The 21,920-nt window shown below is 40.2% G+C and carries 15 protein-coding genes; 7 read left to right on the top strand and 8 right to left on the bottom strand.

Features of this window, described 5'->3' with window-relative positions; translation table 11 throughout:
• Positions 1 to 450, bottom strand: coding sequence for a type I restriction enzyme HsdR N-terminal domain-containing protein (locus tag QHT84_RS06530; RefSeq protein ID WP_283238752.1), 450 nt, complete (start codon positions 448 to 450; stop codon positions 1 to 3).
• A 52-nt stretch (positions 451 to 502) separates the two neighbouring features.
• Here QHT84_RS06530 and holA point away from each other — a divergent pair, with 52 nt between their 5' ends.
• The 5 genes from holA to QHT84_RS06505 all read left to right on the top strand — a co-directional run bounded on the left by holA (position 503) and on the right by QHT84_RS06505 (position 6,880).
• Positions 503 to 1,507, top strand: coding sequence for a DNA polymerase III subunit delta (gene holA, locus QHT84_RS06525; RefSeq protein ID WP_283238751.1), 1,005 nt, complete (start codon positions 503 to 505; stop codon positions 1,505 to 1,507).
• Between the two features lie 60 nt (positions 1,508 to 1,567).
• Entirely contained in the window at positions 1,568 to 2,578 is a 1,011-nt protein-coding gene (locus QHT84_RS06520; RefSeq protein ID WP_283238750.1) for an alpha/beta hydrolase, read from the top strand.
• Positions 2,579 to 2,690: 112 nt separating this feature from the next.
• Positions 2,691 to 2,873: a CAL67264 family membrane protein gene (locus QHT84_RS06515; RefSeq protein ID WP_283238749.1), complete on the top strand. Its 183-nt coding sequence runs from the start codon at positions 2,691 to 2,693 to the stop codon at positions 2,871 to 2,873.
• Between the two features lie 27 nt (positions 2,874 to 2,900).
• On the top strand, positions 2,901 to 4,595 hold the full coding sequence (gene ettA / locus QHT84_RS06510; protein ID WP_283238748.1) for an energy-dependent translational throttle protein EttA: 1,695 nt from the start codon (positions 2,901 to 2,903) through the stop codon (positions 4,593 to 4,595).
• Between the two features lie 80 nt (positions 4,596 to 4,675).
• Positions 4,676 to 6,880 (top strand): response regulator, encoded by a 2,205-nt coding sequence (locus QHT84_RS06505; RefSeq protein ID WP_283238747.1) that lies wholly within the window; start codon positions 4,676 to 4,678, stop codon positions 6,878 to 6,880.
• Here QHT84_RS06505 and QHT84_RS06500 read toward each other — a convergent pair.
• Both QHT84_RS06500 and QHT84_RS06495 read right to left on the bottom strand, forming a co-directional pair.
• Positions 6,877 to 8,130, bottom strand: coding sequence for a DEAD/DEAH box helicase (locus QHT84_RS06500; protein WP_283238746.1), 1,254 nt, complete (start codon positions 8,128 to 8,130; stop codon positions 6,877 to 6,879). The two genes, QHT84_RS06505 and QHT84_RS06500, sit on opposite strands and share 4 nt — an antisense overlap.
• 122 nt (positions 8,131 to 8,252) lie before the next feature.
• A complete protein-coding gene (locus tag QHT84_RS06495) occupies positions 8,253 to 9,290 on the bottom strand; it encodes a formimidoylglutamase (RefSeq protein ID WP_283238745.1) in 1,038 nt (345 codons plus the stop codon).
• 108 nt (positions 9,291 to 9,398) lie between these two features.
• Here QHT84_RS06495 and QHT84_RS06490 point away from each other — a divergent pair, with 108 nt between their 5' ends.
• Positions 9,399 to 10,283: a GAS domain-containing protein gene (locus tag QHT84_RS06490; protein ID WP_283238744.1), complete on the top strand. Its 885-nt coding sequence runs from the start codon at positions 9,399 to 9,401 to the stop codon at positions 10,281 to 10,283.
• A 48-nt stretch (positions 10,284 to 10,331) separates the two neighbouring features.
• On the opposite strand, the gene hutI is transcribed toward QHT84_RS06490, so the two are convergent.
• Positions 10,332 to 11,570: an imidazolonepropionase gene (gene hutI / locus QHT84_RS06485; protein WP_283238743.1), complete on the bottom strand. Its 1,239-nt coding sequence runs from the start codon at positions 11,568 to 11,570 to the stop codon at positions 10,332 to 10,334.
• 68 nt (positions 11,571 to 11,638) lie between these two features.
• Here hutI and corA point away from each other — a divergent pair, with 68 nt between their 5' ends.
• Positions 11,639 to 12,709 carry a magnesium/cobalt transporter CorA gene (corA, locus tag QHT84_RS06480; protein WP_283238742.1) on the top strand — a complete coding sequence of 357 codons (1,071 nt, stop codon included), beginning with the start codon at positions 11,639 to 11,641 and terminating at the stop codon, positions 12,707 to 12,709.
• Here the strand turns inward: corA and nhaA are convergent.
• The 4 genes from nhaA to QHT84_RS06460 form a co-directional block, all read right to left on the bottom strand.
• The gene (gene nhaA, locus QHT84_RS06475) at positions 12,706 to 13,845 is read right to left on the bottom strand and encodes a Na+/H+ antiporter NhaA (RefSeq protein WP_283238741.1); all 1,140 of its coding nucleotides are present in this window, start codon (positions 13,843 to 13,845) and stop codon (positions 12,706 to 12,708) included. The two genes, corA and nhaA, sit on opposite strands and share 4 nt — an antisense overlap.
• A 62-nt stretch (positions 13,846 to 13,907) precedes the next feature.
• Complete coding sequence (locus QHT84_RS06470; RefSeq protein ID WP_283238740.1) at positions 13,908 to 15,851, bottom strand: OmpA family protein; 1,944 nt, start codon at positions 15,849 to 15,851, stop codon at positions 13,908 to 13,910.
• A 13-nt stretch (positions 15,852 to 15,864) separates the two neighbouring features.
• Complete coding sequence (locus tag QHT84_RS06465; RefSeq protein ID WP_283238739.1) at positions 15,865 to 16,776, bottom strand: PorP/SprF family type IX secretion system membrane protein; 912 nt, start codon at positions 16,774 to 16,776, stop codon at positions 15,865 to 15,867.
• Between the two features lie 50 nt (positions 16,777 to 16,826).
• A partial coding sequence (locus tag QHT84_RS06460; protein ID WP_283238738.1) for an HYR-like domain-containing protein occupies positions 16,827 to 21,920 on the bottom strand: 5,094 nt, incomplete at its 5' end.

Below are 21,920 nucleotides of genomic sequence, written 5' to 3'. Positions count from 1 at the left end.
TTACAAGGGTGTATAGTTGGGTAATTCTTTTAAAAAGAGGTATTGCTCCTTTTCAAAATCGATCTGACAAAAGTAATGATTTAGTCCGTTGGTCACCATCAAATACTCGGCTTTTAACGTCAGGTTATAGCGCGCTATTTGGTCGAACACATGTTGAGTTAATGTTACCTCGGGGGCTTTACATTCGATAAGTAAAAAGATAGAACCGTCTGGTTTGTAAATGACAACATCATACCGTTTCTTAATGTCATTAACATGAATTAATTTCTCGACATTGATGTAAGACTTCGGGTATTTTTTTTCGTGTAACAAAAACTGAATGGTGTGTTGACGCACCCATTCTTCAGGAGTGAGCACAATAAATTTTTTCCGGATTTCATCAAAAACAGACACTTTATTTTCACTATTTTTGAAGCGAAAGGAGTAATTGGGAAAATTCAGATTTTGCATAGCACAAATCTACTCAAATCAATAAAACTCCAAATAATCAAATCAACTTATTTTGGACGAAGTAGTAAAGATCATCAACGATATCAAAGCCGGCAATCTTAAACCTATCTATTTTTTGATGGGAGAAGAACCGTATTACATTGATAAAATTACCGAGTATTTGGAAAATAATATTTTATCCGAAGACGAAAAAGGATTCAATCAAATGGTCTTGTACGGAAGGGATACAAGCATCGATGAGATTGTGGCTAATGCCAAGCGCTATCCGATGATGGCTGAGAAACAAGTGGTGATTGTTAAAGAAGCCCAAGATTTGGCCAAATCGATTGATAAGCTTGAGTCCTATGCCGAGAATCCGCAACCGACCACAGTTTTGGTTATGGCGTATAAATACAAAACACTGGATAAGCGCAAAAAAGTAACCAAAACGTTAGGCAAGCACGGATTGGTTTTTGAAAGCAAAAAAATGTACGAAAACCAAGTCGGGCAATGGATAAACCGAGTGTTACAAGGCAAAGGGTATTCCATAGAGCCCAAAGCCAATGCGATGTTGGTAGAGTTTTTAGGAAACGATTTGAGTCGCATTGCCAACGAATTAGACAAGCTACAGATTGTGTTGCCCAAAGGCAGTGTCATTTCGCCGCAACACATTGAAGAAAATATCGGTTTCAGTAAAGATTTTAATGTGTTCGAATTCCGAAAAGCCATAGGCGACAGGAATGAGGTGAAGGCGTATCAAATAGCAGCGTATTTTGCCCAGAACAAAAAACAGAATCCGTTAGTGTTGGCCACCGGACAAGTATTTTCTTTTTTTTCGGCGCTGTTGCAATACCACGGACTAAAAGATAAATCGCCGGCCAATGTGGCCAAAGTGTTAAAAGTAAATCCCTATTTTGTGAATGATTACATCAGTGCGGCTAAAAACTATCCGATGCGAAAAGTGAGCGGTATCGTTTCGGCTTTGCGCACGGTAGATTTAAAAAGTAAAGGGGTCGGTGCCAGCAACCAGGAAGATGCCGATTTGTATAAAGAAATGTTGATTTGTATTTTTCAATAATTTTTAAATCGGTGCTGATTTTATGTACCCCGTTTTCTAACAAGACAAAAAAACAACATCATGAAAAAGATATTAACTCGGGTCTTAATTGTAATTGTTACTTTGGGGTGTTTGACTTTTTTGTTTTTTAAGCTATCTCCGTATCCATCCGTTTGGATAATAAGAAACGAGTTTGACAAAGAAGCGATAAAAGTTAATAAAGAGTTGCAAAAATTCGTTCCCGATAATATCCTGACAATTCCTAATGTTCCGTATGATGTAAATGATACGGATGCTTTTTTGGACGCTTATTTTCACAAGGACTCCGTAAAATTAAAAACTAAATTACCCGTAATTGTTTGGACACATGGTGGTGGTTTGATTTCAGGCGATAAAAATCAATTAAGTAATTATTGTAAAATACTCGCTTCTTATGGCTATGTTGTGGTAGCCATAGATTATTCTATTGCACCCGAAAAAAAATACCCAACGCCGATGAGGCAGCTTAATAAAGCATTGGCCTATATTTCGGCAAATTCAGGAAAATTTCATGCAGACAAATCCTTTTTTGTTCTGGCCGGCGATTCCGGCGGTTCAATGGTATCCGCTGCCACAGCCAACATAATAACCAATCCGAAGTATGCTCAAATGACCGGAGTTCAACCGGGTATTGAACCCAACCAATTGAGAGCATTATTGTTGTATTGTGGCATATACGAAATAGACAACTTAAATGAAGAAGGCGCTTTTGGGTCTTTTTTAAAAACAGTCAAGTGGGCTTATTTTGGGAAGAAAGATATATCCAATGATCATTATGCCAAAACGGCCTCAATAACAAACTACCTTACGAGCTCATTCCCAACAACTTTTATTTCAGCAGGGAATAATGATCCTTTATTACCCCAATCGCTACTGTTGTCCAAAAAACTATCCGCTTTACAGGTACCGATGGACACCCTTTTTTACGCTAAAAATCACTATCCGGCACTAGGTCACGAATATCAGTTTACACTGGACAGCGCAGGTAAGATAGCACTAAAAAGATCTATTGATTTTCTTAAAAAGGTTGAAAATAACAACCACCAGCAATAATTAAATGTGTGAATTTTGGTTTGAAAAGCAATAAAAAGAAGCGTTGTTTTGAGTTTGTATCCGGCTATTTTTTTACGATATTTGCTGTCCTGAAAATAAATACCACGAAATTATGGCAATGAATAAGAATACAGTGTTAGGTTGGGCTACCTTTATCATGATTATTATGGGGTTACTCCTGATAGGCTTGGGAATATACCGCTATGCCGATGTGGCCGGTTGGGGATTTGGTGCTGTCGGCGTAGGCTTTTTGGCTAATGCCTGGGTTTTCAGCTCCCTCAAAGGACGTGTTTAAAAATTAAAAAATACTAAAAAAGAGATTATGTCAGATGATAAGAAAGTGATTTTCTCCATGCAGCGTGTGAGTAAATCGTATCAAGGAAGTGATAAACAAGTTTTAAAAAATATTTATTTGAGTTTCTTCTACGGAGCCAAAATCGGAATCCTAGGTTTGAACGGTTCCGGAAAGTCATCCTTATTGAAAATCATTGCCGGAGTGGATAAAAACTACCAAGGGGATGTGGTGTTTCAGCCGGGATATACCGTTGGGTATTTAGAACAAGAACCACAATTAGACGAAAACAAAACGGTTATCGAAATTGTTCGCGAAGGGGTAGCCGAGACCATGGCCATATTGGATGAGTTCAATAAAATCAACGATATGTTTGGTTTGCCGGAAGTGTATGAGGATGCCGATAAGATGCAGAAATTGATGGATCGTCAAGCCGAATTGCAAGATAAGATTGATGCTGCCGGGGCTTGGGAAATCGATAATAAACTCGAAGTGGCTATGGATGCCTTGCGCACGCCCGAAGCCGATACGCCTATTAAAGTATTATCGGGGGGAGAGCGTCGTCGTGTGGCGTTATGCCGACTGTTATTGCAAAACCCCGATGTATTGCTGCTCGATGAGCCTACCAACCACTTGGATGCCGAAAGCGTGCTTTGGTTGGAGCAACATTTGGCGCAATATGCCGGAACCGTCATTGCCGTAACGCACGACCGTTATTTCTTGGATAATGTTGCCGGTTGGATTTTAGAATTAGACAGAGGCGAAGGTATTCCGTGGAAAGGCAATTATTCGTCATGGCTCGACCAAAAATCGAAGCGCATGGAGCAGGAAGAAAAAGTGGCTTCCAAACGCAGAAAGACGTTAGAGCGTGAGTTGGAATGGGTGCGACAAGGTGCCAAAGGTCGTCAAACCAAACAAAAAGCGCGTTTGCAGAACTATGACAAACTCTTGAATGAAGATCAAAAAGAGCTCGATGAAAAATTGGAAATCTACATCCCGAACGGTCCGCGTTTGGGAACCAATGTCATCGAAGCCAAGAATGTAGCCAAAGCCTTTGGCGACAAGTTGTTATACGATAATTTGAATTTCACGTTACCACAAGCCGGAATTGTTGGCGTTATTGGTCCGAATGGTGCCGGAAAATCAACCATCTTCCGCATGATTATGGGCGAGGAAAAACCGGATGCCGGAGAATTCATTGTGGGTGACACCGTGAAAATAGCTTATGTCGATCAATCACACTCGAATATCGATCCGAATAAATCCATTTGGGAAAACTTTTGCGACGGTCAGGAATTGATTATGATGGGCGGCAGACAAGTGAATTCCAGAGCGTATTTGTCGCGTTTTAATTTCGGCGGCAGCGATCAAAATAAGAAGGTAGCAACACTATCAGGAGGAGAACGCAATCGCCTGCATTTAGCCATGACTTTAAAAGAAGAAGGAAACGTATTGCTTTTGGATGAGCCTACCAACGATTTGGATGTTAATACACTTCGCGCTTTGGAAGAAGGTTTGGAAAATTTTGCCGGATGTGCCGTGGTTATTAGTCACGACCGTTGGTTCCTTGACCGTATTTGTACGCATATTTTAGCGTTTGAAGGCAATTCGGAAGTGTATTTCTTTGAAGGTAGTTTCTCAGAATACGAAGAGAACAAAAAGAAACGTTTGGGAACCGATGTCACACCGAAGCGTATTAAATATAGAAAGTTGATTAGAAATTAACGCATTGCATAGAAAAATCCTGAGTTATCAGGATTTTTTTTTGAATAAAAATTTTATATTTGATATCCTTAACTAACCCAATGAATAAAGAGAAGCTACTTAGTTTGCTTTTAGTTTTGTTATGCTCTTTTTTTTCTTCACATGCACAAGATAAAAAAGCAGCGAAAGCACAAATTAAAAAGTTGATTGACTCGGCTGTTGTTGATTTCAGTAAATCGGAATACGACAAAGCATTAGAGCATTCTAAGAAAGCTTTAGTGCAATCTTTCGCCATCGACGACCATCTTTTAATTGCACAGTCCTACAATACCATCGGAGTTATTTTTAATGAATGTTCCGAATCGGCCAAAGCCATAGAATTTTACAATAAAGCCTTGGTATATACCAAAAAAGTGAACAACGACAAGATGTTCAATTGGATATACAGTAACTTGGGCAGCGTGTATTATTTTAATGATATTGATGTTCCCAAAGGAATTAATTACTACAAAAAAGCGCTTTATTATGCCGTGAAAATCAAAGATACGGCGCAAATAGAGTATACCAAACTCAACTTGGCCAGTGCGTATTTTGCTATCAAAAAATACGATTTGGGCAATAAAGAAATCAACGATGTTAAACAGCAAATTTTTGAAAAGGGCAGTGAAGAAGCCAAGATGTCTTTGCATTTATTGTTAGGAATTTACGACAGTAACAATAATCAAAAGCAATCCGGCGAGCAACATTACTTTGAAGCCAAACGCATTGCCGAGCAAAACCAATTCGATTCGTATCTCATTAATATTTATGAGAATTTAGTCCGTCATTACAAACTCCATAATGATCTTCCGAAATCACAACTTTTTCAGCAGAAGTTAGATTCGCTCAATAAGGTTGTCTATTCTGAAGATAAGATTGCCAATTTAAAAAAGGCGGCTACTCAAATCGAGTTGCAGGAATACAAAATCCAGTTGGCTAAAATTGAAAGCGAAAACGAAAAGCATCAAAAAATCCTTAAAGAGTCGAAACTCATCGTGATTCTCTTCATTGTTATTTTAATCATTTTGCTTTTGTTGCTGTTAACGTTGTACAAGAACATGAAGTTGAGAGAGCAAGCCAACTATGAGTTAAAAGAAGCCAATGAAGCGCTGATTGAAGCGAAAGAAAAGGCGGAAGAAGCTTCGCAACTCAAGTCACAATTTGTTTCTACGATTACTCACGAATTGCGCACACCGCTCTACGGTGTTATCGGCATTACCAATATTATTACCGACGAACACAAAGAGTTGGTTAATAGTCCGCATTTGAAATCGTTAAAATTCTCGGCCAAATATTTGTTGTCTTTGGTCAATGATATTCTTCAGATTAATAAAATTGAAGAAAAGCGTGTGGTATTGGAGAATCATATTTTTAACATAGCCGACGAAATCACCACCATTCAAAATTCGGTGGAATACATCGCCGATAAGAATAACAACAAGCTTACCATTGAAATTGATACCGCGATTCCGGAGTTTCTTATCGGGGATAAACTGAGATTGTCTCAAATCATTATGAATTTGGTGAGTAATGCTTTGAAGTTTACTAAAAACGGGGAAGTAACGCTTACGGCCGATTTGAAAGAAGTCGTTGACAAAACCTATTTTATAGAGTTCAAAGTCAAGGATACCGGAGTGGGTATTGCCAAAGAAGATCAGGATAAGATTTTCGATAAGTTTGTTCAAATTGAACGCAAAGAAGAAGATTATCAGGGAACCGGTTTGGGGCTGTCGATTGTTTCTCGCTTGATTCAGTTATTCGATAGCGAAATTCATTTGGAAAGCGAAGAAAATGTGGGAACCACGTTTTACTTTACCATCGGTTTTGAATACGATGCCCAAAAATCACAAGAGATTATCAACAACATCGAAGTCGATTTGTCTGATGCGCATCTTTGCAACATTTTGGTCGTTGAAGACAACAAAATCAACCAAATGGTCACTAAGAAAATCATTCAAAACAGCAATATGACGTGTACGATTGTCGATGACGGTTATGCGGCTATTGTAGCACTCGAGCGTGAACGTTTTGATTTGATACTGATGGATATTAATATGCCGCTCATTAACGGTTTTGAAACCACGCGAAAAATCAGGGAGAAAGGGATTGATGTTCCGGTGATTGCCTTGACGGCTTTTGATAAGCAAGAAGTAACCGAAGAAGCCTTATCGGCCGGAATGAATGACATTATGGTAAAACCGTTTGAACCGTCTAAGTTATTCCAGGTCATTTCCAATAACATTAAAAATAAAGAAAGCGTTGATTAATACCAACGCTTTTTATTTTTCTTAGAGGCTTCCGATTTTCTCGATTTGCTTTGTTCTCCTTGTTTTTTCTTGTTCCTCAAATCGGGTTTCGCCTCCGGATTAGGAATTGACTCTTTCCACGGAAAAGGATGGTCTTTGATGATTTTGACATTCACCTTTATCAGCTTTAAGATATCTTTCCAATACACTTCTTCATCTTTTCCGCAAAACGAGATTGAGATACCGCCGTTGCCGGCACGACCGGTTCTTCCGATACGATGCACATAGGTTTCCGGAATATTCGGCAAATCAAAATTGATAACATACGGCAAGCTTTCAATATCAATACCTCGGGCCGCAATATCGGTAGCGACCAACACCGAAATTTCTTTGTTTTTAAAATGGTCTAAAACGCGTTGGCGGGCCGATTGCGATTTATCACCGTGAATGGCTTCGGCATTCACACCGTTTTTCTTCAAGGCTTTCACCACATTATCGGCGCCGTGTTTGGTACGCACAAAAACCAACACATTGCTCAGGTTTTGATTGCGTATCAAATGATATAATAAACCGCGCTTGTTTTCTTTCTCTACAAAATACACTTGCTGTTCGATAATTTCCGCCGTAGAGGATACCGGGGTTACCGAAACGTATTCGGGTTGGGTTAAAAAGGTATCGGCTAATTCGCGAATCGCCATCGGCATAGTAGCCGAAAACAAAAGCGTTTGACGATTGCTCGGTACCAGTTTCACAATTTTTCTAACGTCATTAATAAAGCCCATATCGAGCATCAAATCGGATTCATCCAACACTAAAAAGTGCAAATGATCAAAATCTAAAAACCCTTGTTTGTGTAAGTCTAACAATCGGCCCGGCGTAGCAATTAAAATATCAACGCCTTTTTTCAGCTGATCTACTTGCGGAATTTGAGACACCCCGCCAAAGATGGTCAACTGTCGCAAGTTGGTGTATTTGCCGTACGTGTCAAAACTTTCCCCAATTTGCAGGGCGAGTTCCCGGGTAGGCGTGACCACTAAACAGCGAATTTGTTTCGTCTTTTTAGAGGAACCTACCATGCGATGTAAGTTGTGTATAATGGGAATAGCAAATGCTGCGGTTTTTCCCGTGCCGGTTTGGGCACAGCCTACTAAGTCTTTTCCGGCTAAAACAATCGGAATGGCTTTTTCCTGAATAGGAGTAGGGTTGGTATATCCTTCTTCAAAGACAGCTCTTTGAATACTTTTGGATAATGATAAATCTTCGAATAACATATATTTTGCTCACGATTAAGTGTAAGCCGCAGCAAAGATAGGGTTTTATTCGTTAGGAGTTTAACGTTTCGAGTTTCGGGTTTCGGGTTGAACTTTGAACTCGTAACCCGAAACTCGACAACTTACAGAAGTTCTTTTCTCGATTTGATGAAATCGGTAACCAAATACCCGATAAGTTTACCGATAAGATGGTTGTTTTTGTCTTCACCCAATGCCGGTGCTCCCTCGCATATATGCAAATAAGCCGCATTTTTATTTTTTCCGAAGAAGTATACAAATTGCCGCAATTCTTCAATCGAAAAGCCACTCATGGTCATCGCGCTACTGGCAATATTCGGCAATGCATCTAAATCGATTTCAATGCCGTATGCGTCATTTTTAATAAAATCGTAGGCGGTATTCAATTCTTGTTGGAAGTTTTTTTGTTGCCGCACTTTGATTTCGTCATACGTATTGTAATTTACCCGGGCTTCCATTTTCTTCAAAATATCGATGACATTTTTGGAAGTGTAATTCTCGTGCAATCCAAATATGAAGTATTTCTTTAAAAAGCCCTCTTCATAGGCATAGGAAAATCCGTTGCCGCTGTGTCGGCCTTCTAAAATTCGGAAATCAGAATGCGCGTCAAAATTGATAGCATTGATGGGTTTCCCCAATCCTAAAGCCGTCCCCTTAATGTTTCCGTAGGCATTGTTATGACCGCCACCGATAATAATAGGGGTTTTGCCACATCGGATTAAATTGGTAATCACATGAACCACTTCTTTGTCGATGCGTTCTACCAAAGCACCCAATAATTTTCGGTCGGCTGTTTTATGAAAATCCAGATTTTGCGCTTCCTGCATTTCTGCAGCCACATCGAGTGTTCCCAAAATTACAATTTGACTGCCCTTGCAAAAGCGATTGTGTTGGATGTTGGCAATACTGCTGATGGCGCTTTGCCAAGCCGAAGCGGCTCCGGGTCGGCCAAAATTAGCACGCACGCCTACATCTTCCGGAATACCGAATAAGACGTATTTGGCTTCGCAGTTTTTTAAGAATGTAATACAATCTTCACCTTTGGGTATGGTGAGCATTTTTTCGCCAAACTTTACTTCGCCGCTACGGTGATTGGTAACCTTTGCCAAATCACTAACGGTGAACGGAATCAGTTTTTCCATTCTCATAATATTTCCCCAAAAATATAATTTAATTGGTGATTTAACGTTACTATAATAAATATTATTATTTTATATTATTACTTTTGTTAAAATTTAAAACGATAACCTATGGAAAATCAAAATGGTAATTCAAAACTCAAAGCAATAATTGCAATTTTAGCCATTTTATTGGTGGGAAGTTTGATTTATATTTTTAAGTTAACTTCAGATGCCAAAACGTTGGAAACAGTGGTCTCTACTACCAAATCTGAGAAGGATGACGTGATGAAGGATTTAGAAGAATTGAAAGCAACCTACGACGCTGCCATTGCTGAAAATACTTCGATGTCAGACGAATTAATTGCCGAAAGAGATAAAGTAACCAAACTGATGGCCGAGTTAAAAACAGCCAAAGGCGATGCGGCTTCTTTACGAAAATACAAAGATCAATACAAACAGATGGAGCAAAAAATGCGCAACCTGATGCAAGAAGTAGAAGTCTTGAAAAAAGAAAACCAAACCCTGACTACCAATTTAGACAGTACCAAAGTCGTATTAGAAGATTCCAAAAAATACAACCAAGTATTGGTGGGACAAAACGAAGAATTGGCTAAAACCGTTGAAAAAGGCTCTAAATTATCGGTAACCAACTTGAAGACAGCAGCTTACAAGCAAAGAAGTTCAGGTAAGCAAATTGAAACCGATAAAGCCAGCAGAACCGATCTATTACAAATCAGTTTTACTATTGCAGAGAACGCCATTGCCAAATCGGGTGATAAAGTATATTACGTTCAGGTAATCGATGCTAAAAACAATGTATTAGGAGATAAAGCCACGATTTCTTTCGGGGAAACTTCATTAACGTACAGTTTTACGACTACCGTAAAATACGAGAATAAAACGGTAAATGTAAAAGAGCAATTACCGGGTAAAGATTTTGCCAAAGGAACTTATTTTGTTAATGTTTTTGATAAAGGCGAACTGGTTTCCAAAAGCAGTTTTACTTTAAAATAATAAGTTATTTGGTATAAAAGAAAGTCCTCAATACTATTGAGGACTTTTTTATTTTACAATCGTACCGTTAAGTATTACCTGCTCGATATGGTTACTGCCAAAAGCATAAGGCAATTCATAATAAGAGTTCAAGGGTTTGGTGATGATGACATTGGCTTTTTTACCTACAGTAATACTGCCGTGCGTTTTGTTGATTCCCATAGCATAGGCGCCGTTGATGGTAGCGGCATTGATGGCTTCTTCCGGCGTCATTTTCATTTTGATACAAGCGGTAGCTACCACAAAATTCATATTCCCAGAGGGTGTTGTTCCCGGATTAAAATCGGATGCCAACGCCAGCGGTAACCCGGCATTGAGCATTTTTCGGGCCGGCGTATACGGTATGCTGATAAAGTAAGAGCAACTCGGTAACGCTACCGGCATAGTTTCCGAACCTTTCAGCGCTTCAATATCGTCATCGGTTACAATTTCAAGATGATCTACCGAGAGTGCTTGGTGTTTCACGCAAGCGGCAATGCCGTTGATGGCGGTAAATTGGTTGACATGTATTTTGGAGCGCAAGCCATACTTTTTGCCGGCTTCCATAATGCGTTCTGTTTCGGTCACCGAAAAATAACCGGTTTCTAAAAAGGCATCAATATAATCGGCTAAATTTTCTTCGGCAATTTTGGGTAGCATTTCATTGATAATTAAATCCATATAACCACTGCGGTTTTCTTTGTAAGCCAAAGGGAAAGCATGTGCGCCGAGAAAAGTAGCTTTGATAGTAATCGGGTAATCGGCAGCCAGTTTTCGTATCACACGCAGCATTTTGAGTTCGCCTTCCACGGTTAATCCGTAACCCGATTTGATTTCGACAGCTCCGGTTCCTTGCGATATCACTTCTTCCAATCGTTTTTTGGATTGGTTGTAAATGTCTGCTTCCGAAGTCTCGTTGAGTTTTTGAGCCGAATTTAAGATACCGCCACCACGATTGGCAATTTCTTCATAACTCAAGCCGTTGATGCGATCTACAAATTCCTGTTCGCGGTTTCCGGCATATACAATATGCGTATGACTGTCGCACCAAGTCGGTAATACCATTTTGCCCTTGGCGTCAATCGTAACATCGGCATCAATTTTGGGGCAATCGCGCATCAATCCGAACGCGGCTATCGTATCATTTTCCAACAATAAAAAAGCATTTTTCAGCGTAGGAAGTACAGCCATTTCGGCTCCGGAGACTTTGTCAACAGTGGTTTCCCGAACCTGCAATAATTCTTTAATATTGATGAGGAGTGTTTGCATAAGATGATTTTTGGTAAAAGTAGTTTGAAAAAAATAAATATTCTTAATTTTAAACAAATTTAGAATTCGTGCGAAAAATTAAATACAAAAAGGGCAGAAAAGTACAACCTTCTGTTTTAGAATATACCGGCATTCACAAGCAAATTAAAACCGAAATGCAATTGTTTGTGTATGATGCCGAAGAGTTGACCGAATTTAAGGAAGTATCCCGGACGCAATTTGAGAAATGCATAGCACCTGGCAAGGTCAATTGGTTAAACATTCACGGGTTGAATGATATCGAGTTGGTTAAATCGGTTGGGGATTATCTTAAAGTAGATAATTTTATGCTGAGTGATATTCTCAACACCACCAAGAGAACAAAGTTGGATGAGTACCACGATATCCTTTTTTTCAATATCAAATCGCTTTTACCCGTAGAGAACTCGGATACCATCAGCGTAGAGCAAATCAGTTTTTTGCTAAAGAACGGCATACTGGTTTCTTTTCAGGAAAAGCGAAGTGACTTTTTTACACACATTCGGGAGCGTATTCGAACCCATTCGGGTATTGTAAGAGATAAAAAGGCCGATTACTTACTGTATTTATTGCTCGATGCCGTGATGGAAAACTTTTACATCACTATTGAAAATGAAGAAGACCGGGTAGAGGAAATTATCAATTTGTCGAAGGCCAGTACCCAACCCGAAATATTGGAGCAAATTGAAAAGCATCGGGACAACTTTAACTTTTTAAAGCGCTCTATTATTCCGCTGCGCGATTCCTTATATTCTATTAAAAGCATGAAAGACGATAATGTGTTCAATGCCATAGAACACGAGAATTACAGTTTCTTTTCGCGTTTGCACCAAAAGTGCTTGGAACTTTTGGAACAAATAGAATACGATATGGATTCGTTAGACAGCGCTTCCAATTTCTTCTTTTCTACGCAAAATCATAAAATGAATGAAGTCATGAAAACGCTGACTGTGGTTTCGGTGTTTTTTATGCCGCTAACCTTTATCGTTGGAATTTACGGAATGAATTTCGATCACATGCCTGAATTGCATTGGCCCTACGGTTACTTCATGATTTTAGGTCTGATGTTCTTGTTGTTATTGGGTATGATTTACTATTTCAAGAAGAAAAAATGGTATTAAACCTTCTTTTTCAGAATCAATTGGAGGTAACCCAATCCGACAATACTGGCGACTAAAGAAGAAAGCAAAATCATGATTTTGGAGTTATCGATATGTTCGCCATCTGAAAACGCCAATAGGGTAATAAAGATAGACATGGTAAATCCGATACCACCCAAGAAGCTGACGCCCAAAACCGATTTCCAATTCAAATCTTCCGGCAATTGTCCTATCTTTAATTTGACGGCCAAAAAACTAAAGAGCCAAATTCCCACCGGTTTTCCTACAATCAAACCTAAGGCAATTCCCAAAGTATAATGATGCTGTAAAGCCGATTGCCAATCGGAGCTCAACACTATGGCGGTGTTGGCTAAGGCAAATAGCGGTAGTATAAAAAAGGCTACCGGTTTGTGTAAAAAATGCTGTAAGATATAGGAAGTCGATTTAGCATCACCGTTACCAAACGGAATGGCAAAAGCCAACAACACACCGGTAATAGTGGCATGAACACCCGAGTTCAACATAAAATACCACATGGCAACGCCACCAATAAGATAGGGTATCAGGTTTCTGACTTTTAAACGATTAAAGGCTAACAACACCGCAAAGATGGCCAATGCGATGAGTAAGTTGGTCCACACTAATGTTTTGGTATAGAAAAAAGCAATAATTAAAATAGCACCCAAGTCATCGATAACGGCTAGTGCTGTTAAAAATACTTTTAAGGACGTAGGTACTCGGTTGCCTAACAGCGATAGTATTCCCAAAGCAAAGGCGATATCGGTCGCCATAGGGATTCCGGCACCCGATTGGGTTTCGGTGCCGTAATTAAGAGATAAATACAAACCGGCCGGTATGAGCATTCCGCCTAAAGCGGCAAAAACCGGGAGTAGTGCGTTTTTAAGGCTCGATAATTCCCCGGCGTAAATTTCGCGTTCCAATTCCAATCCGATGAGTAAAAAGAAAATGGTCATCAAACCATCGTTAATCCAATATTCAACGGATTGACCGGCTACAGGATGATGCCAAAGGTGTATATAACTTTCACTGAAAATTGAATTGGCTAGTAATAGGGAAAGGATAGTGCAGATGATCAAAATAAATCCGCCTGCTTTTTCGCTTTCAAAAAACTCTCGGAATAGGTAAGTAATTCTCATTTTTCAAAGATAAAAAAAAGCACCCTTTTTTGGGTGCTTTTTCACATAGAGTTAAGTTTTTCTTATAATGCAGTGATGATAAATTCACTTCGTCTGTTAAGTTGATGGTCTTCTTCAGAACATTTAACACCATCGGAACATTTGTTTACCAATTCGGTTTCTCCTAAGCCTTCAGCAGTTAAGCGGTCGGCAGCGATACCGTTTTTAATCAACCAATCTCTGGTAGATTTGGCTCTTCGATCAGAAAGTTTAGCATTGTAGGCATGTGAAGCGCGACTGTCGGTATGCGAACGAATGTTAATTTTCATCGATGGGTTTTGGTTCAATACGTCTAACAATTTAGCTAAATCTACTGCGGCATCCGGACGGATATTCCATTTGTCTAAGTCGAAATAGATAATGTTGATTTTGAAACAATCGGCAATGTCGTCACCCACTTTGGCTCTACATACTTTGGTTTTGAGCTCAATGTTCAACTCGGTTTTACCGCTTTCAGTACCAATAATCACAGAAGATTCTTTGGTTTCATAGTCTTCAAGGGAAGCATTCACGTAATATTTTTTACCACATTCCACTTCTTTGAATTCGTATTTTCCTTCCGCGTCAGAAACGGTTTCTTGTAATTTGTTGAATTTTTCGTCAAACAATACCAATTTGGTATTCGGTAGTACGGCTTTGGTATCTTCATCAGTTACGACACCAAAAAGAATCTGGTCACAAAAGATGGGACGCGTTTCTAAGAATTTATAGATATCATCGCTGCCTTGGCCTCCATCGCGGTTAGAGCTTAAGAAACCTCTTTTGGTTTTGGTGTTGATGATTAAACCGAAATCGTCTTTAGAGCTGTTCGCTTCTTCACCAACGTTTAACACTTCTTTAAATTTCAAGCTTCCATCTTTAGGAATACGGGTAATGAAGATGTCTAGACCACCAAGTCCGGGCTGACCGTCTGAGGCAAAGTACAATTCATCATCAGCCGAAATAAAAGGGTACGTTTCACGACCTTCCGTATTGATAGCATCGCCTAAATTTTCCGGAGTTCCAAAGCTGCCGTCTTCATTAATTTTTACTCGGAATAAGTCAGATTGACCACGAGTTCCCGGCATATCGGAAGCAAAATACAATGTTTTTTCATCCGGAGAAAGGGCAGGGTGAGCCGCTTGGTAACTGTCGCTGTTAAAAGGTAGTGGAGTAATATTAATCCATTTTCCTTCGCTGTCTAAATTAGCGCGATAAATTTTGAGTAAAGTCACTTTATTAGCATCAAAACCTCTTCCGTCTAAATAGTTGTTACGGGTGAAATAAACCGTTTTGCCATCTTTGGTAAAGGCCGGAGTATCTTCGTGGTATTTGGTATTGATTTTTTTACCGAATTTATCCACGGCACTTAGCGAGCCGTCTTCGCTCATATTGGAACTGTACAAATTGGTAAAGTATTGTCCGGTCCAAGTGTGAATTCTTTTCGAGAAGTTTCCGGTATCACGAGCTGATGTAAAAATTACTTTTTCACCCAGATAAGCCGGACCGTAATCGGAATATTTAGAGTTGATGCCGGCATTTTCGATTTTATACCGCCCTGAATTCTTTTTGATTTCGGCTAAATAATCTCTTTTTTTAGAGAAGATTTTGGCTCTCGAATCGTTACCGCTTTTTTCGTTAAACTTAGCCATCATAGCGTCTGCTTTTGGATAATCTTTAACGGCTCTTAGAGTTTGAGCATAGCGATAGAAAAATTCCGGTTCCTGTTCCTGACTGGTAGCATACAACTCATCGTACCATTTGTGCGCCTTTTCTAATTCGGCATTGAAATAGTAGGAATTTCCGATTTTTAGAAGCATTTCAGGGGTTTTGTACCCTCTTTCATAAATGCGCTCATAGGTTTTAATGGCATCTATATAAGCGTATTTTTCATACTCCTTATTTCCTTTCGATTCTTTTTTAACCTGCGAATAACCGCTTACCGCAGCGAAAGTTAACAGTACTAAATATATAATTTTATTTTTCATAATCGTTGCGTTATTAGAAGAATCTTGGTGATACCAATTTACTAACTTTATTGAATAATTCAAATCGGATGAAAACTTCATGCGAGCCTGAATTATAGTTTCTTAATCGGGTAGTTTCCATATCGTAACTATATCCGATGAATAATCCGTCGGTAACTTGAAAGCCTGCCAAAGCACTGGCAGCTGCATCCCATCGGTAAGCACCACCCAACATCAACTTATCAAAGAATAAGAAGTTGGCTGAAGCATCTACTTGTAATGGCGCACCGGTTACAATTTTGGTCAAGAAAGCCGGTTTAAATTTCACGCTGGGAGACAAATCAAATACATAACCTCCAATAGCATAAAAATTCATTCTTTCTTCAAATACTGCTACTGCATTGTCGTTGTATTTTGTATCCTGCAGAAAGTTAGGCACCGAAAGACCAAAATATAATTTATCAGAGTGTAAATAAACACCGGCACCAAAGTTAGGTGAAAACTCACTGTCGTAATTTTGAAGATTCGGATCTCCCGCATCAGCAGGATTCAATCGATTAACGTCTAAATTAAAGATATTTCCCGAGGCTTTAATCCCGAATGACAATTTGTAATCTTCATTCATTGGGATAGTATAGGATAAATCGGCAGAAATGGTATTGTCATTGGTTGGGCCGATTTTATCATTCACGAATGAAAGTCCAAGTCCGAGGTTGCTGTTATTGATAGGTGTATTGATAGAAAAAGCATTTGTGACCGGAGCTCCGTCTAATCCTACCCACTGGGTACGATGCAGACCAAAAATACTCATAACTCCTCGAGATCCTGCATAAGCCGGATTGATATTGATGGTGTTATACATGTATTGGGTATACTGTGCGTCCTGCTGAGCAAAACCAGTATAACACGTTAACATCAAAGCGAAAATTAAAATTTTTGTTCTCATATTTTCTTTATTTATCCTGAGGGTTTTTAGGCCCTCAGGAGTTAGTAGGTTTATCTGGTTAAGTATAAATATCCGTCTTTAGTTACTCTTGTACCATCGGTAGTGGTCCACTCGATGATGTAGAAATAAGTTCCGGTCGGCAATTCCTCAGACTTACTCACAGTAGCTCTTCCTTCAGAGATACCTTCAAATCTTCTGGTATTGTTGTCGTAGTTTTTAGTTTCATACACTAAGATACCCCAACGGTTGTAAATTTCAACTTTATTTGTTGGATAACAATCAAAATCTTCAATGTTTTCAATGTTAAAATATTCATTGAAAGCATCTCCGTTAGGTGTCAATACATTGTGTATAATCACAGCCTCACAAGGATTAACCTGACCAACAATAATCAATACTTCATAGGTTACCGGACATGGACCATCACTGATAGTGTAGCTAAACAGATAATCTCCAGCCGGAATTCCTAATGGATTGAAGGTGTTGTTTTGTGCATTAAAGCCTCCTACGTTATTTACATTCGTCCATACACCACCAGTTGCACCGGCAGGTAATAAAGCATCTAACGATATGTTTTCATCAATATCATTACTTGTTTGTACACTAGGAAGCGTGATTATATCAGCCACTAAAGTTACAAATACAAATTGAGTATATTCTTGCGATAGGTTACCACACCCATCGGATACCACCCAAGTTCTGGTTATGGTGTACACACCACCTTCTGCAGGTGTTTGTGTTTCAGTGTAAACCGGAGTTCCAACAGCCGAACAGTTATCCGTAAATACCAGTACCGGCGGAGCAGGAATATTGTCACACGTAGCTTCAATTTTAGGTTCTAACTGACCTACTAATACCGGTCCTGTAGTATCAGATACGTTGATAATCTGAACTACTGTTGTAGTATTACCACAAGCATCGGTTGCTGTCCAAGTTCTCACAATTTGATAGTTAGACGGACAGTTTCCTTGAATCGTATTTTCTGTCATAGTAACAGTTGCATTACCGCAGTTGTCACTAGCCGTCAGAACAGCAGCAGCAGGGATATCATCACATGATGCATTCGTATCTGCCGGAGCTTGCTCATTAAATGTAGGTGCTACAGTGTCATTTACATTAATGATTTGTGAAATAGAAGTTGAGTTTCCACAAGCATCACTGAATGTCCAAGTTCTGGTTACTGTAAAGGTATTAGCACAACTTCCCGGAGCGACAGCATCAACACCTTGAACTGTGATTTCACCACTACAATTATCAGTAGCTGTTAATGAAATCATAGCAGGAATATCACCGGCACAAGTCACGGTTACATCAGCCGGAGCTACAGGAGCTATCGGAGCTACATCGTCCACTACATTAATAGTTTGAGATACAGATGAAGTGTTACCGCAAGCATCGGTAAATGTCCAAGTTCTGGTTACCGTAAATGTGTTAAGACAGTTTCCTTCCGAGATGGAATCCACTCCATCAACCGTAATAAAGTCACCACAATTATCAGTAGCTGTCAATGATATCATAGCAGGAACATCACCGGCACAAGCTACTGTTACATTAGCCGGAGCTTCAGGAGCAATTGGTGCTACATCGTCCACTACATTGATAGTTTGCGATACAGATGAAGTATTACCACACGCATCGGTAAATGTCCAAGTTCTGATTACATTGAATGAGTTAGGACAATTGCCTTGTGTTGTAGCATCAACACCTTCTGCGGTGATTTGAGCACCACAATTATCGGTAGCAGTCAACGAAATCATAGCCGGAACGTCAGCGGCACAAGCTACAGTTACATCCGCAGGTGCTTCAGGCGCAACAGGCGCAACATCGTCTACTACATTAATAGTTTGAGATACAGAAGAACTGTTACCACAAGCATCAACAAACGTCCAAGTTCTGGTTACGGTAAATGTACCTTCACAGTTCCCCGGAGTCGTAGCGTCAACACCTTCTACTGTGATTTGAGCACCACAGTTGTCAGTAGCAGTCAATGAAATCATAGCCGGAACGTCAGCAGCACAAGCTACAGTCACATTAGCCGGAGCTTCAGGCGCAACAGGCGCAACATCGTCTACTACATTAATAGTTTGCGATACAGATGAAGTGTTACCACAAGCATCGGTAAACGTCCAAGTTCTGGTTACGGTAAATGTACCTTCACAGTTGCCCGGAGTCGTAGCGTCAACACCTTCTACAGTGATTTGAGCCCCACAGTTATCGGTAGCAGTCAATGAAATCATGGCCGGAACGTCAGCAGCACAAGCTACAGTAACGCTAGCCGGTGCTTCAGGCGCTACAGGCGCAACATCGTCTACTACATTAATAGTTTGCGATACAGATGAAGTGTTACCACAAGCATCGGTAAACGTCCAAGTTCTGGTTACGGTAAATGTACCTTCACAGTTGCCCGGAGTCGTAGCGTCAACACCTTCTACAGTAATTTGAGCACCGCAGTTATCGGTAGCAGTCAATGAAATCATAGCCGGAACGTCAGCAGCACAAGCTACAGTAACGCTAGCCGGAGCTTCAGGTGCTACAGGCGCAACATCGTCTACTACATTAATAGTTTGCGATACAGATGAAGTGTTACCACAAGCGTCAGTGAATGTCCAAGTTCTGGTTACAATGAATGAGTTAGGACAATTGCCTTGAGTGGTCGCATCGACACCTTCCACAGTGATTTGAGCCCCACAGTTATCGATTGCAGTTAAAGAAATCATAGCCGGAACGTCAGCAGCACAAGCTACAGTAACGCTAGCCGGAGCTTCAGGTGCTACAGGGGCTACATCGTCTACTACATTAATGGTTTGAGATACAGAAGAACTGTTACCACAAGCATCAGTAAACGTCCAAGTTCTGATTACAGTGAATGTACCTTCACAGTTCCCCGGAGTAGTGGCATCCACACCTTCTACGGTAATTTCACCGGTACAATTGTCTAAAGCTGTTAATGAGATATTAGCCGGAACATCAGCCGCACATGCTACTGTCACACTAGCCGGAGCTTGAGGAGCAGTTGGGTTTTGTGTATCATTAACAGTAAATGTTGCCGTTGTTGAAGAACTGTTTCCACATTCATCTGTTGCCGTAAAGGTTACAGAAACCGCAGTAGAACAGTCACCTGAGATTTCAGCGAAATTATTGGTCCATGTTACTGCCGAACATTCATCGGTTGCAGTGGCGCCACCTTGGTTTGTTAACCAAGTATATAATGCCAACTCATTACCGTTTCCATCACATTCAACCACAATATCTGAAGCTTCTGAAGTGATTGTCGGAGCCGTTACATCTTGTACATTAATGGTTTGCGAAGCAGTTGAGGTATTTCCACACGCATCGGTAGCGGTCCAAGTTCTGGTTACCGAATACGAACCGGCACATTGTCCGTTAGTGGTTACATCAGCAAAAGTCAATTCGAAAGCAGAACCACACTCATCAGAAGCAGTAGCTTCGGCAAATACCGGAGTAGCCGGACAGTTGATAGTGGTTTCTGCAGGTAATTGAGCAATCACCGGCGCTGTTACATCTTGTACATTAATGGTTTGCGAAGCAGTTGAGGTATTTCCACACGCATCGGTAGCGGTCCAAGTTCTGGTTACCGAATACGAACCGGCACATTGTCCGTTAGTGGTTACATCAGCAAAAGTCAATTCGAAAGCAGAACCACACTCATCAGAAGCAGTAGCTTCGGCAAATACCGGAGTAGCCGGACAGTTGATAGTGGTTTCTGCAGGTAATTGAGCAATCACCGGCGCTGTTACATCTTGTACATTAATGGTTTGCGAAGCAGTTGAGGTATTTCCACACGCATCGGTAGCGGTCCAAGTTCTGGTTACCGAATACGAACCGGCACATTGTCCGTTAGTAGTTACATCAGCAAAAGTCAAACTTACATTGGTGTCACAGTTATCAGTGGCAGTAGCTTGAGCAAATACCGGAGTAGCCGGACAGTTGATAGTGGTAGGCGACGGTAATACTGAAATTACAGGTGCCGTTACATCTTGAATTCGGATAGTTTGTGTAGCTGAAGAAGCGTTTCCACAAGCATCAGTCACAGTCCAAGTTCTGGTAATAACTTTGTTGCTCTCACAAGTACTGGCAGGAGTCAAACAAACACTTTTGAAATCGATACTTCCGTTTACATTGTTTTGTTTTCTAGAGAATACAAACCAAGTACCATTCATTGGTCCGGTTAGGTTTTCAAAACTCGAAACATAAGATGTTAATCCGGTTATAGTGTTTGGAGAAGAAAGAGCTCCATGTGGTGTAAAATTAAGTTCGGTATCTTGTGGAATTACATTGTTGTTGTTCCAGTTAGGATATCCTGAACTATTTGGATAGAATATAGGCAAGTATAGTTCCTTATCGCTGGAGTTAGCGTCTTCACAAGCGCCACCGGAACAGTAAGGTCCTACTAAAACAACACCTTGTCCACTAGGAGAAACTAAAATAAACTCGGCTCTACCTTTACCTTGATTGGTTTCAAAGGCCAAAGCCACTTTTTCAATATCCTTTGCTGTTAAATCATCATAACCACTTACATTAAAGTAGAAATAATTTCCATTTCCTGAATTTATATTGGTTTCAGTATCATTTCCAAAACACTCTGAGTCCTCATAACTCACCGTTGGATTAGGATCACAAGCATCTGAAATGTTAGTAACAGTTCCAATGGTAATCGGATTTAAATCAGCAAAACAATTTTGGCCCGCATTGATAGTTACGTCAGCCGGCACAGTAAAGGTCGGTGCTGTTATGTCATGTACATTAATGGTTTGCGAAGCGGTAGATGAATTACCACAGGCATCAGTAGCCGTCCAAGTTCTGGTTACCGAATATGAACCGGCACACGCTCCGTTAGTAGTTACATCATTGAAGGTTAATACAGCCCCTGAACCACAAGCGTCAGTAGCGGTAGCCTGCTCAAAGACAGGAGTAGCCGGACAGTTGATGGTAGTTGGTGCCGGTAAAGCAGCAATCACCGGAGCAGTAGTATCTTGTACATTAATGGTTTGCGAAGCGGTAGATGAATTACCACAGGCATCAGTAGCCGTCCAAGTTCTGGTTACCGAATATGAACCGGCACACGCTCCGTTAGTAGTTACATCATTGAAGGTTAATACAGCCCCTGAACCACAAGCGTCAGT

The organism is Flavobacterium sedimenticola (assembly GCF_030053345.1).
GTDB classification, from domain to species: Bacteria; Bacteroidota; Bacteroidia; order Flavobacteriales; family Flavobacteriaceae; genus Flavobacterium; species Flavobacterium sedimenticola.
This window is presented reverse-complemented; position numbering and strand designations above follow the sequence as displayed.